The sequence below is a fragment of the Pseudomonas sp. R37(2017) genome, assembly GCF_002113375.1.
Taxonomy (GTDB): Bacteria; Pseudomonadota; Gammaproteobacteria; order Pseudomonadales; family Pseudomonadaceae; genus Aquipseudomonas.
The window spans coordinates 5,471-17,791 of record NZ_NEHO01000024.1; the positions used below are offsets into that span (position 1 = coordinate 5,471).

Here is a 12,321-nt window from a genome sequence, read left to right on the forward strand (position 1 = left end):
ACCATCGCGAGCTTGCTCGCTCCTACAGGGCACAGATCCACCGTAGGAGCGGGTGCCCGCTTGCGGCATGCTCGCGATGGAAGCACAGGCACCTCGGGGCGTCAGGCAGCCAGTGTCATCGTTGACGACCATCGCGAGCTTGCTCGCTCCTACAGGGCACAGATCCACCGTAGGAGCGGGTGCCCGCTTGCGGCATGCTCGCGATGGAAGCACAGGCACCTCGGGGCGTCAGGCAGCCAGTGTCATCGTTGACGACCATCGCGAGCTTGCTCGCTCCTACAGGACACAGATCCACCGTAGGAGCGAGCATGCTCGTCAGAACAGATAACTGGCCTTCAGGCCGCCATTGAAGCCGTGGCTGTCGCCGCCACCGCTGGCGCCGATTTGCGCACCGACGCTCCATGGGCCCAGGTTGGCCATGACATTGAAGCCACCGGTGAACTGGTCACGGTTGTCGAAGGCGGCTTGCTGTTCGATGTCCAGGCCCAGCAAGTGCCCTTCACTGTCGACGTCCTGATCACCCAACACATGCTCGTAGCCCACCTGCACGCCCGGCACCACCTGCCAGGCGCCCAGGGCGACCGGTGCAAACGTTGCGTCGAGGTTGGCCACCGCGCTCTTGCGGGTCTCGTGAATGCCGTCGACGTCCAGGGCCAGTTCGCTGCCTTTCTCCTGGAAACCTGACAGGTTGACGTGGCTGACCCGCACACCGAGGCTCGGCTCAAGGGTCACGCCGCTCACCGGAACACGGTAACCCAGTGCCAGGGTCGCGCCGGTCAGGTTGCCATGGCTGTCACCCTTGGCCGTGCCCAGACCGCCGCCGAGTTCGCGCTTGCTCTGGTAATCGAGATAACCGGCGCTGGCATTGGCAGCCACGAACAGACCACGCTCCAGGCCATTCGGTGCGAAGCGTGCGCCAACGTTGAAGAACGTCAGGTCGGTATCGGCCTCGCCACCTGCGCCACCGACATTGCCGCTGCTGTAGCCGAAACCGGCATGGGCGCTGAGCTGTTCGGAAAAGCGCTGGGTCAGGCCAATCATCAAGCCCTGGCTATGCTCGTTGCTGCTGGAAGCCTGAGACGAACCGTCAGTGCCCAGATACCCCGCCAGGGCGGTGCTCCACAGGCGATACTGCCCGGCCTTGAGGTCGATGCCGCTGGTGAAGGGCGCGGCAGCCTGTTCGATCATCGCGCCCTGGCGCAGCAGATAGCTCGCGGCATCGGCGTGCACCTGACCGCCGACAGTCGACTCGACGCCGCCGAGGCTGCCCGCATCGATGGCCGACTGCAGGTAATAGTTGTAGGCGCTGTAGGTGCCCGACAGGTTGCTGTTCTGCAGTTGTTGCAACAACTGCGCACCGGCCGCGGCGTTGCCCGCCAGGTCCGCCGCGCCAGGCAAGCTGTTGTAGTACACCATCTTGCCGCGCAGCACATAGATGGTTTCCTGGGACAGGCCGAGGCCTTCCTTGAGGTAGTTATCCATAGTGCCGTACTGCGTGGTCACCTCGTCCAGGCCCGCTTGCAGGTAACTGGCATCCACACCGATCAGCGGCCCATAGATGGTCGCCAGGCTCGGTGGCAATGCCGCCAGGGTCGCCTGGATACGCGCTGCGGTGTAGTCGTTGGTTGCCAGGTAATTGCTCATGATGGTGGCATCGTCGACCCCGGCGATGCTTTGCAGCACAGCGGCGGTCCAACCCGTACGGTCTTTACCGGCGGTGCAATGGAACAGCGCGGCGCCATCGGCAGCAGCCAGCTCATTGAACAACCGGTTGAACTCGCTGCGCATCCCTGCATTCCTGACGAAATCGCGGTTGGTGTCCTGCATCATCGCGATGGCTTCGGCGGCACTGTGAAACGCGATGTTGGTGATGTTCGCGCCAGACGTCGAGCCGCCGATGATGTCGATGTTGGTGTAGGTCGCGCCCGTGGGCATGGTGTCGGGCGTGGCGGCGATCTCGGTGGGCGTGCGCAGGTCGTAGACCGTCTTGATGCCCACACCATTGAGGGTCGCCAGATCCGCCGCCGACGGTGTCAGCGCATTGGAGCGATAGAACACTCCGCTACGCATAGTGCCGTCATGGGCCGTGGTATAGGCGCTGGTGAGACCTGCGACATCGCGGAAATTGTCGATGCTCTTCAGGCGTGGCGTGTTGAGGGGAACAGTCTCGGCAGCCTGGGCGGCGGCGATGGACAGGCTCAAAACAGACAGCGAACACACAAGTCGTTGGAACACAGTTCAGCCTCTTATTGGAATAGCGTTGGGCTGTCCAATATCTACATTCAAATGACGCTGAACATGACAAAACGCCTGCGCACGCAAATCACTGCGCGATGTGTCCGGGTGGCTCGTTTTCTGTCCGTGCAATGCCCCTTGCGCGGACAGTTTTGCCGTCGAAAACCAATGATATGCAGGCGCAAAGCGTGCCGGGCGATGTCCAACGTTCAAGTTCCAGACGCAAAAAACCCACCTTTCAGCGGGTTTTTGGCTTTTCTGAAACCGCTCGCTACTGCCCCGAACTCAATGGGTTTTCTTCGCACTCGACAGTCCGGCTTTACTCAAGCCTTTGGTGTTGTGATCACCCGGCTTCGAGTCCGAGATCGCCCTGGCCTTGGCGGTGCCGCGGGTGTCCTTGGAATGGGCGATGGCTGAGGTCGTGGTCCCGCGACCGTTATCATCATTGCGCTCACTACCGTAATGGTTGCCGCTCAGGCCATGGTCGCGCACGGATTTGCCGGCATGATCGCTGTCCAGCCCGTTGCCGCGACCGTTGCTGCCGGAGTGACCTGTACCGGCGTGCCCACCGCCCACACCGCCGCCGTGGCCACCGCCATTACCGCCACCATTTCCACCGCCGTGACCGCCACCATTGCCACCACCACCGCCGCCACCGTTCCCACCGCCACCGCCACCGCCGTCCTTCGCGTAGGCAGAACCCATGATCGACAGGCCATCAGGCAGCAAAGGGGCGGCTGCAAGCATCATGGCGCATGACATTACAGCAACGAGACTCTTGTTTTTGAAAAGCATGATCGCTTCCGTAGGAGGTTGATATCGCGTGTTTTATGACGCGATATCTCTCAAACAGTTCAAGCTCGACGACAGATGGCTGATAGTCCTTCAATCAGCCAAAGCACAGCGCCATACCGTCCTTCATGCATCAATCGAACGCACCGTCGAGAATTTCATAAACGAGCCCGGTGGCCAGCGCGACCAGGATCAGATCCGTGCCGACTTGCTGCCACTCGTAACCGTCATAGTGAGGCAACCTGCCGACCAGTCGACCATCCAGCTTTTTGGCAATGCCCGGTGGCAGTGGCTTGCCTCGGGCAAGGTTCTTTTGAATACCCGGTGGCAAAGCAGGCCCGGGACTCCAGTACCCCGTGCTTGCGCCGATGATCTCGAGCACGCTGCTGCGATTGATGCTGGGGCCATTACTCCAGTTCTCGCCGCCGGAATGCTTGTTTTTGTTGCCATGGCTCGCCTTCCCGTTGCCCTGGCCGTTACCTGGATCGGCCAGCGCAGTCACTGAGCCGCCGACCAGGGCCAAACAGGTGATTGCTGCAATCAATGATCGAGAATTGAACATGAGTCGTTCCTTCGTGACGGGAATATTCCCTGAAATTTAGACGCTGTTGACGAAGTTGGTTCCATCGAGTCACCGAAGGCCAAACCGTTTGCGCTCATCCGGTCGAAGCAATGCTGTGAATCCCCACTTGATACGTCGCAGATACTTTGATGCGTCGCACGGTTTCGCGATTGTTACCTCAACACCGCAGTTGTCACTTCTGCACCGCCAACCCGGCCAATAGAGTAGGGCCGTCGGTGTTGCACAGGGTCGTCGACTTGTCGGCCCGCGCCGGCAGCCATCCCATCACGGAAGAGGTGAATCATGAGTTTCGTCAAAGTGGAAAAAAACCAGAGCAGCGCCCCGTCGGAAGCCGACATGAAAAAAGCCATGGTCCAATCGGGCGGCGTACCGGGCGAGGTCACCGGGAACAATACCGCCCGCACCCTGACCTACACCGGCCTGGTCAATCACACGGTGTACGAGAACAAGCTGATCGAGATCGCCAGGGGTAGACGCACCAGCTGGAACTTCGTCTGGGCCGATGCCCAGGCCGCCTGAGGTCAACGCGGGGCGGCCGATTGGCTGCCCCGCCGACTCAGCCCCTGATACAACCCCGATACCCGCTTGTAACACCAAGACACTTAGCCCGCCCTGCCCCTCGCCCCTAGAGTGAAGTCGTCAATGGACTGCAACGCCATGCGCCAGCAGCCCATCGATTACCCAACACACCACCAAGGAAGAGGGAAACCATGAGCAAATCAATCGCTGTCAGCCAACAGAGCCAGCAGCTTCACAATGATGTGCAAGAAGCCGTCAAGTCGATCATGGGTGCAACGCAACTGAAGGCGTCGGATTACGGCCGGGTACTGAGGTCGGCGCTGGCGGCTTCGCAAAAAACCGTCACCATCGAAATCGCCCCCGGCGACCTGACACTGCTGAAGAAGTCAGGCTACAAGCTGTGCTTTGCCAAGAAGGTGGGTGACGCCGACTACAACGTGGTCTGGCAGTCCTATGACGCTTACCTGAGCAACAACGAGTTCAGTTGGACACCGCAGTATCAGCTGTTCGCCTCAAACATTTTCAAGGAAAACGTGCAGGTCAAAGTCTCGACCAACATCGTCAATATCGGCCTGGGGCAAACCTCGACACTCGATTCAAGCGGCCTGCTGAGCCCGGCGGTAACCGGTGGCCCGGACACTTCGCTGACTTTCGTGAACAACTACGCGCCGATTCATCCGGGGGTCAATCAGTTGTCCACCGGCATCGATGGCGAGCAGGTCAGTACGCCGATCTACGTGGCCGTCAACCCGGTCGTCACCGGCAATACCGTGTTGACGCCAGTGGAAACCATCCTTGTGTGGTTCGAACAGAACGTACAGACCAGCACCATGTTCAGTACCTCACGCTCCAAGGCGATCGAAATCGATCTGACGTTCGGTAACACCGCAGATCGCCTTTACGAAGGCGGTCAGTGGAAAACCGTGTAAAGGTCATGCCGGGGCAACCTTGCGGTTGCCCCTTTCACTCCTCGTTGCCCGCCGTGGCGAAGTAACCCGTCAGCGAGCGACAGATCGACTGCGCCAGGTCCTCCTGGGTGGCGATGCCATAGGGTCGATCGCGGTCGAACTGCGCCGACCAGCGAATCCGACCCTGCGCCACATCCACCAGGCGCAATGACGCTCGCACCCGAGAAGGCTCGACCCGCACGCTACCCTCCAGGCAATAACTGTAACGCCCGCCACGCTTGAAATCCGGTACCGGTTCGCTGTTGCGTGCCACCCGCATCAACACATGATTGGTCCTGGTCTGCGCATGTTCGAACGACTCGAACAGTCGGCAACTCAACTCCTCACACAGACCCCGGGTAAAGTCATCGCCATCGCGGGTGAGGCAGGCAAACGGCTGGATCTGCACCACAGGATGGCGAATGCCCTCGCCCTTGGGCCGCAGCCGCTGATAGGTCAAGCGATAACACCCGGGTGGAATGCTGAAACGCACCGGGTCCCGCTGGCCGTTGCTGGCGTAATGCGCTGCGAGCTTGCGCCGCAAGCGCCCCACCTGCACCCGCACCACCGGATCGTCCCCCGTGCAATACACGGCCGGGTCACGACGAAACACCGCGATGCCAATGGCGTGTTCGGTCAGCGGCGTATTGCAGGCCTGAAGGTCGTGCTCGACCAGAAAGCGCAACAGGCTGCCCATGCGCCTGGACTTGGCAAACAACGGGCTGGCCAGCAACAACGCCAGCACCCGCTCGATTTCTTCCCGATCGAGCGGCTCGGGAAGTCCCGCCGCAGTCGAATCGGCCATGCTTTTGATCACCATCGCCTGCCTCCGTGCAGGTTGCCGACAGGAATGGATGTCGCGCTCCGTGATTGCCCTTGCAGCGTGAGCGGAAATGGGGCTCGGACCCTGCAACGACAAAGCGTAGCAGCCGTGTTGATATCGGCAGGCAATTGCAGTGGTAGCAACCCGCCATCCGACGAACGTTAAGTATCGTCTGAAAATTTTGTAGGACTTGTCTTCTTGCACCTGCCGGGCTGCGAAACGCCCTTGACGCTCTTGAGTTGCATAAAAAAATCCGATGCCCCAATGGGTATCGGATTTTCGGCTACGCGGTTTGCCTGACAGGCGCTGTTCTCAATGCTTCAAGGCTTCACACTGATTTCGCAGATCCTGATTGTCGATCCCACCGCAGCTGCCGCTGCCAGTCTTGGCTTCGCAGTAGCGGCGCTGGTCTTGATTATCGATGCCCCCACAACTGCCGCTGCCTGTCTCCGCCTCGCACATTCTGCGCAGGTCCTGATTGTCGATACCGCCGCAACTGCCATGACCGGTCTTGGCTTCGCAGTAGCGGCGCTGATCCTGATTATCGATCCCCCCGCAACTTCCGCTACCCGTCTCTGCCTCGCACATTCTGCGCAGATCCTGGTTGTCGATACCGCCGCAGCTGCCACTGCCGGACTTGGCTTCGCAATACCGGCGCTGATCCTGATTGTCTATGGCGCCGCAACTACCCGCAAAGGCATGTCCGCCGATGCCAAACATCAACAACATCGCAAGCAATAGTTTCATCACACACTTCCCTGGGTTTACCGGGAAACAGCCCGGCACTGATGATTGAGCGTCGCGACACGATATCAAATCGACATCAAGCTTTGAAAAAGTTCCGTTGCGTAACGCTTACCGACCACAGCGATCCGTTCATCCCGACGTCCGAAAATCACGTAGGAAATCACCCACCGTGGCGAGGGAGCTTGCTCCCGCTGGGTTGCGAAGCAGCCCTGACCCCTTGCAACCCATTTCCTCAGACACATCACCGTGCCCGGTTTTACGGCGGCAGAGCCGCTGCACGGGAGCGAGCTCCCTCGCCACAGGAGTCGTTCGGCGTCCTACAGGCCGGTTGCAGCAGTCGAAATCGATGCCTAATGTGCGCCGGTCGCTGACTTGAGTTGGCGACAGGGTTTCGCAGCCCAACGGAAAAATGCCCTTAGACCGTCAAACAACAATTCTGGCAAACTTCGCCAGCATTACGTTTTATGGCGGTTGTGCGTGGGAGACCTTCGGGTCTGCCGGGTTTGGGCGGTTATCCGGTCTGCGAACCCGCGTACAACTGCCACCCAATTGTTTCGCAGCGAAAAGGTGGCGTTTCTATATCTTTCATAGAGAACCATCCAAATGACTATGAACAACCCGCCCCGCCGCTTCACCCCCATGAAACAAATCGCCACCAGCTATCCTGTCCTTCTCATCGACAGCGACGCCCCGCTGCGCGAACTCCACAACTGCGCCGCCGAACGCCTCAACGCCGTCCTGCAATACCTCAACCTCATGGCCTGCACCAGCCTCCCCGACTACGCCGAAAACGACGTCAACACCGTCACCAACATTTCGCGGATTCTGCTGCAGGATGTGCGGGATGTGTTTGGGGTGATTGAGTTGCGAGGGTTTGAGGTGCCAAAACATCGCTGATCCGCTTCCGACAACAAAAAACCGCGTAACCGCGGTTTTTTGTTGTCGTGCTCTTGTGCGCTACTCGCAGCCAAGGCACGTCTCGTACTCGTACGAAGAAATGAAGCTGAGCCGCGTATGCAACACCGATCAAATTACTCCGCCATGATCGCCTGGTACTGCTTCTGATACTCCGCATAGGGGAGCTTTTGATCCATCAGTGCCTTTACGCGCGCTTCCTTGTACTGAGCAGGAGTCAGCATCCCCGTTGGAACAGACGTGGTTGTTGACGCAGAAGTCTGACTCGAGGGAGTGATGTTACCAATGCATTGATATTTAACGATCATTTGGCCTGCTGTGCAGTTACCCCAACCATCCCGCGCCTGGCAATTCTGAGTTTGCCCGCCGAACGGTTCGGCTCGTTCATAACCCCACACCGCACACTTGCTGTTTGCAATGGATACAGCTTGTTTGTAGTCAACGACCGGTGTCTCAAAAGGTTTGAAGTCGTAAGCCATATCAATCGATCCATCCGCCCGGCTACCACCTGTTGCGTAGAAGTCTTTACGGGTTGAACAGCCTGTGACTACCACAGCCAGCATGACCAGAATAAGTAGCTTACGCATTGAGACAATCCATTTGAGATTCAAGTGCCACAATGATGGCAATGCGCCTCATCGCTGTCTACACAAACGATATCTGAATGGACGAACGACTCAATCAGGAAGGCGATTGGCGACCCAAAACAGCCGCTGAACTCAAAAGCTCAATACAAAAAGCCCGGCGCAAGGCCGGGCACTTTTATGCAAACGCAGTCGCAATCCATGCCACCACTGCTACTGCCCGACTGACCGGCTTCGACAGGCTTGGAGACTCGGACGACGACCCGACGATGGCGGTGGATCAGTCAGAACTTGAGTTGGCTGTCCAGCCCTATTCGCGAGCAGGCTCGCTCCCACAGGTTTTGTACAAGCTGAATGGCAGCTTTACATCAGAAGTTCGCCGGCGTGTTCGCACTGATGATTTCCGCCTCGTCCGCCCCGATATTCCTGAACTTATGCGGCAAGGTCGTCGGGAAGTAATAGCCATCTCCAGCGCTCAGCACACTCACCTGGCCATCCACGGTCAATTCAACCGTGCCGCGCGTCACCAACCCGCACTCCTCGCCTTCGGAATGCACGATCGGCTCTTCGCCGGAGCTGGCGCCCGGCGCGTATTGCTCACGCAGCAGACGCATCTGCCGACTTGGCACGGAGGCGCCGATCAGCAGCAGGCGCAGGCCATGGCGGCCGAGGTCGGGCTGTTCGTTGGCGCGGAAGACGTATTGGTGTTCGCGGGGTGGCTGATCGAAGGTGAAGAAGTCGGCCAGGGACATGGGGATGCCCTCCAGCAATTTCTTCAGGGAGCTGACGGAAGGACTGACCCGATTCTGTTCGATCAGGGAGATGGTTGCATTGGTGACGCCGCTACGCCGGGCCAGCTCGCGCTGGGACAGTTTGTAGCTTTCGCGTACTAGTTTGAGTCGTGAGCCCGTGTCCATGACAGCCTTATGTGCCAACCCGCAGGAGCGAGGTTGCTTGCGATTGCGATTTTAGCCTCGACATTGATGTCGACTGAACCGGCGCCATCGCGAGCTTGCTCGCTCCTACGGGGATAATGGAGGGGTGGAGACAGGCGCGGATCACGCCGTTTTCCGCTCCCGGAAACGTGAAAGGCGGCTATTAAATCACGTTTGTTCGTAATGCTCAGCAGGTTCGATAAACGGCAGAAAAAAACCATCTGTGGGAGCGAGCCTGCTCGCGAAAGCGGTGCGTCAGGCGACATCCTTTTTGGCTGATATGGCCTCATCGCCAGCATGCTGGCTCCTACGGGGGACGGCGGTGTTAAAAAGCCGGCGGCACCCTTTGGGGAGATGCCGCCGGCGAGGCAAGGTTCAGATGCCGAAGCGGTCGCGCAGCGAGTAGTACACGGCGCCGAGGGCGGTCAACGGCGCCGAGAACGTGCGCCCGCCGATCATCGGCATGTGCGGCAAGGACGCAAACGCATCGAAACGCTCGGCGTCGCCACGGATCATCTCCGAGATCAGTTTGCCGGCCAGGTGCGAGCAGGTGACACCGTGGCCACTGTAGCCCTGCATGTAATAGGCGTTTTTCTCGATACGGCCGAATTGCGGCATGCGCGACATGGTCAGCAGGAAGTTGCCGGTCCAGCGGTAGTCGATCCTCACGTCCTTCAATTGCGGGAAGGTCTTGAGGATTTTCGGGCGGATCAGTTGCTCGATGTCGTCCGGTTCGCGCGCGCCGTAGACCACGCCACCACCGTAGAGCAGGCGGTTGTCGGCAGTGAGGCGGTAGTAGTCGAGCAGGTAGTTGCAGTCTTCGACGCAGTAGTTGTTCTTGATCAGGCTACGCGCTTGCTGCTCCGACAACGGCTCGGTGACGACGATCTGCGAACCGCACGGCATGCTCTTGCTGGTCACGCGGTTGTCCAGGCCTTGCGGCAGGTAGGCGTTGCCGGCGATCAGCAGGTACTTGGCCTTCACCACGCCTTTGGCGGTGCGCACGGTGATCGGCTCGCCGTAGGTGATTTCCACCGCCGCCGATTGCTCGTAGATCCTGCCGCCCAGGCCGATGATCGCCGAAGCCTCGCCGAGGGCCAGGTTCAGTGGGTGAATGTGCCCGCCCTGCATGTCCAGCAGGCCGCCGACGTAGGCGTCGGAACCGATTTCGCGCTTGATGTCGGCCGCGTCGAGCATTTTCAGGTTCTTGTTGCCGTAGCGTTCCCAGCTCTTCTTCTGCTCGGCCAGGCCCCTGAGTTGCTTCTTGTTCATCGCTGCGAAGATGCCGCCGGGGCGGTAATCGCACTGGATGTCGTAGTGCTGTATGCGCTGACGGATGATGTCGGCGCCTTCGAAAATCATGCTGCCGAGGACTTCGGCGGTCTTGTCGCCGTAGCGTTCTTCGATGACATCGACGTCGCGGCTGTAGGAGTTGACCAGTTGGCCGCCATTGCGACCGCTGGCGCCGAAGCCGACCTTGGCCGCTTCGAGCACGGTCACGCTGTAGCCCGCTTCAGAGAGGAACAGCGCCGAGGACAGGCCGGTGTAGCCGGCGCCGATCACGCAGACGTCGCAGTCCACCGCCCCTTCCAGCACCGGGAAATCGCCGGTGAAGTTGCGGGTGGCGGCGTAGTAGCTGTTTACATGCTGTTGTTTGGTAGCGCTGTGTTTCATAAATTTCTCCGATGGCCGCCGCAGGTTGCCGGCGACCGCCGCTTTATTGTTGTTAGAGCTTGATCCAGGTCGCTTTGAGTTCGGTGTACTTGTCGAACGCGTGCAGCGATTTGTCCCGACCGTTACCCGACTGCTTGAACCCGCCGAACGGCGCAGTCATGTCGCCGCCGTCATACTGATTGACCCAGACGCTGCCGGCGCGCAAGCCACGGGCGAAGGTGTGGGCCTTGCTCAGGTTGCTGGTCCACACGCCGGCGGCCAGGCCGAAGATGCTGTCGTTGGCAATCGCCAAGGCTTGTTCAGCGGTATCGAAGGTGATGACCGACAGCACCGGGCCGAAGATTTCTTCCCGGGCGATGGTCATGGCGTTGGTCACGCCGTCGAAAATCGTCGGTTCCACGTACTGGCCGCCGGTCTCCTCGAGGGTGCGGCTGCCGCCGGCGATCAGTTCGGCGCCTTGCTCTTTGCCGATACCGATATAGCGCAGCACGTTATCCAGTTGACGCTGGTCGACGACCGCGCCAACGGTGGTCGAAGGATCGAGGGCGTGGCCCGGCTTCCAGGCTTGCAGGGCTTGCACCAGCAGCGGGATGAACTGCTCGCGGATCGAACGCTCCACCAGCAAGCGCGAACCGGCGGTGCAGACTTCGCCCTGGTTGAAGGCGATGGCACCAGCCGCGGCCTGTGCGGCGGCGTGCAGGTCCGGTGCATCGGCGAACACCACGTTGGCGCTCTTGCCCCCGGCTTCGGCCCAGACGCGTTTCATGTTGCTTTGCCCGGCGTAGATCATCAGCTGCTTGGCAATCGCCGTGGAGCCGGTGAAGGCCAGTACGTCGACGTCCATGTGCAACGCCAAGGCCTTGCCAACGGTGTGGCCGTAGCCCGGCAGGACGTTGAACACGCCTTTCGGAATGCCGGCGTCGAGTGCCAGTTGGGCGATGCGGATCGCCGTCAGCGGGGACTTTTCCGAAGGCTTGAGGATGAACGAGTTGCCCATCGCCAGGGCCGGGGCGAATTTCCAGCTGGCCATGATCAGCGGGAAGTTCCACGGCACGATGGCCGCGACCACGCCGGCCGCTTCGCGCGTCACCAGGCCCAGTTGATCGTGGGGCGTGGCGGCGACTTCGTCGTAGACCTTGTCGATGGCTTCGGCGGTCCAGCGGATCGCGTTGGCGGTCGCCGGAATGTCGATGCTCATCGAGTCGCTGATCGGCTTGCCCATGTCGAGGGTTTCGAGCAGGGCGAGTTCTTCCCGGTTCGCCAGGATCAGGTCGGCGAAACGGATCAGGACGCGCTTGCGCTCGGCCGGGGCCAGGTTGGCCCAGACGCCGGATTCGAAGGTACGGCGCGCCACGGCGACGGCGGCGTTGGCGTCGGCTTCGTCAGTGCTGGCGACGTTCGCCAGGAAACGACCGTCCACCGGACTTGAGCATTCGAACGTGGCGCCACTGGCGGCCGCGCAGTACTGGCCGTCAATGAATGCGCGACCTTCAATGGAGAGGGACTGGAAGCGTTGCTCCCAATCGCTGCGAGTGTTTGTCATTGTCGTGACTCGACGCAGGGGAAT

At 60.1% G+C, this 12,321-nt stretch carries 12 protein-coding genes; 4 read left to right on the top strand and 8 right to left on the bottom strand.

What is annotated here, in order from left to right; genetic code table 11:
- Positions 1–315 precede the first annotated feature (315 nt).
- From CAG47_RS25495 to CAG47_RS25505, 3 genes are all read right to left on the bottom strand, one after another.
- Entirely contained in the window at positions 316–2,235 is a 1,920-nt protein-coding gene (locus CAG47_RS25495; protein WP_085728647.1) for a tyrosine-protein phosphatase, read from the bottom strand.
- A 285-nt stretch (positions 2,236–2,520) separates the two neighbouring features.
- On the bottom strand, positions 2,521–3,030 hold the full coding sequence (locus tag CAG47_RS29155) for a hypothetical protein (RefSeq protein ID WP_256577547.1): 510 nt from the start codon (positions 3,028–3,030) through the stop codon (positions 2,521–2,523).
- A 130-nt stretch (positions 3,031–3,160) separates the two neighbouring features.
- Positions 3,161–3,589: an anti-virulence regulator CigR family protein gene (locus CAG47_RS25505; protein ID WP_085728652.1), complete on the bottom strand. Its 429-nt coding sequence runs from the start codon at positions 3,587–3,589 to the stop codon at positions 3,161–3,163.
- Between the two features lie 303 nt (positions 3,590–3,892).
- Between CAG47_RS25505 and CAG47_RS25510 the strand changes: the two genes are divergently transcribed.
- A complete protein-coding gene (locus CAG47_RS25510) occupies positions 3,893–4,129 on the top strand; it encodes a hypothetical protein (RefSeq protein ID WP_085728654.1) in 237 nt (78 codons plus the stop codon).
- Positions 4,130–4,320: 191 nt separating this feature from the next.
- Positions 4,321–5,058 (top strand): hypothetical protein, encoded by a 738-nt coding sequence (locus CAG47_RS25515; RefSeq protein ID WP_085728656.1) that lies wholly within the window; start codon positions 4,321–4,323, stop codon positions 5,056–5,058.
- Between the two features lie 34 nt (positions 5,059–5,092).
- Here the strand turns inward: CAG47_RS25515 and CAG47_RS25520 are convergent, their stop codons facing one another.
- On the bottom strand, positions 5,093–5,896 hold the full coding sequence (locus CAG47_RS25520; protein ID WP_085728659.1) for a hypothetical protein: 804 nt from the start codon (positions 5,894–5,896) through the stop codon (positions 5,093–5,095).
- Positions 5,897–6,214: 318 nt separating this feature from the next.
- Between CAG47_RS25520 and CAG47_RS29490 the strand changes: the two genes are divergently transcribed.
- Entirely contained in the window at positions 6,215–6,640 is a 426-nt protein-coding gene (locus CAG47_RS29490; RefSeq protein ID WP_158091331.1) for a hypothetical protein, read from the top strand.
- Between the two features lie 609 nt (positions 6,641–7,249).
- On the top strand, positions 7,250–7,543 hold the full coding sequence (locus CAG47_RS25530) for a fructose-bisphosphate aldolase (protein ID WP_085728663.1): 294 nt from the start codon (positions 7,250–7,252) through the stop codon (positions 7,541–7,543).
- 134 nt (positions 7,544–7,677) lie between these two features.
- Here the strand turns inward: CAG47_RS25530 and yecR are convergent, their stop codons facing one another.
- The 4 genes from yecR to CAG47_RS25550 form a co-directional block, all read right to left on the bottom strand.
- Entirely contained in the window at positions 7,678–8,148 is a 471-nt protein-coding gene (gene yecR, locus CAG47_RS25535) for a YecR family lipoprotein (protein ID WP_085728665.1), read from the bottom strand.
- Positions 8,149–8,513: 365 nt separating this feature from the next.
- Positions 8,514–9,062 carry a cupin domain-containing protein gene (locus CAG47_RS25540; RefSeq protein WP_007957093.1) on the bottom strand — a complete coding sequence of 183 codons (549 nt, stop codon included), beginning with the start codon at positions 9,060–9,062 and terminating at the stop codon, positions 8,514–8,516.
- A gap of 393 nt (positions 9,063–9,455) precedes the next feature.
- Positions 9,456–10,754: an FAD-binding oxidoreductase gene (locus CAG47_RS25545; RefSeq protein ID WP_085728669.1), complete on the bottom strand. Its 1,299-nt coding sequence runs from the start codon at positions 10,752–10,754 to the stop codon at positions 9,456–9,458.
- Between the two features lie 52 nt (positions 10,755–10,806).
- The gene (locus CAG47_RS25550) at positions 10,807–12,297 is read right to left on the bottom strand and encodes an aldehyde dehydrogenase (RefSeq protein WP_085728671.1); all 1,491 of its coding nucleotides are present in this window, start codon (positions 12,295–12,297) and stop codon (positions 10,807–10,809) included.
- Between the last annotated feature and the right edge of the window lie 24 nt (positions 12,298–12,321).

What these genes read in the sequence shown, in the direction of transcription:
- CAG47_RS29155 (WP_256577547.1), bottom strand. Translation starts at nt 3,030, where the DNA reads ATGCTTTTCAAAAACAAGAGTCTCGTTGCTGTAATGTCATGCGCCATG.
- CAG47_RS25505 (WP_085728652.1), bottom strand. Translation starts at nt 3,589, where the DNA reads ATGTTCAATTCTCGATCATTGATTGCAGCAATCACCTGTTTGGCCCTG.
- CAG47_RS25510 (WP_085728654.1), top strand. Translation starts at nt 3,893, where the DNA reads ATGAGTTTCGTCAAAGTGGAAAAAAACCAGAGCAGCGCCCCGTCGGAA.
- CAG47_RS25515 (WP_085728656.1), top strand. Translation starts at nt 4,321, where the DNA reads ATGAGCAAATCAATCGCTGTCAGCCAACAGAGCCAGCAGCTTCACAAT.
- CAG47_RS25520 (WP_085728659.1), bottom strand. Translation starts at nt 5,896, where the DNA reads ATGGTGATCAAAAGCATGGCCGATTCGACTGCGGCGGGACTTCCCGAG.
- CAG47_RS29490 (WP_158091331.1), top strand. Translation starts at nt 6,215, where the DNA reads ATGCTTCAAGGCTTCACACTGATTTCGCAGATCCTGATTGTCGATCCC.
- CAG47_RS25530 (WP_085728663.1), top strand. Translation starts at nt 7,250, where the DNA reads ATGACTATGAACAACCCGCCCCGCCGCTTCACCCCCATGAAACAAATC.
- yecR (WP_085728665.1), bottom strand. Translation starts at nt 8,148, where the DNA reads ATGCGTAAGCTACTTATTCTGGTCATGCTGGCTGTGGTAGTCACAGGC.
- CAG47_RS25540 (WP_007957093.1), bottom strand. Translation starts at nt 9,062, where the DNA reads ATGGACACGGGCTCACGACTCAAACTAGTACGCGAAAGCTACAAACTG.
- CAG47_RS25545 (WP_085728669.1), bottom strand. Translation starts at nt 10,754, where the DNA reads ATGAAACACAGCGCTACCAAACAACAGCATGTAAACAGCTACTACGCC.
- CAG47_RS25550 (WP_085728671.1), bottom strand. Translation starts at nt 12,297, where the DNA reads ATGACAAACACTCGCAGCGATTGGGAGCAACGCTTCCAGTCCCTCTCC.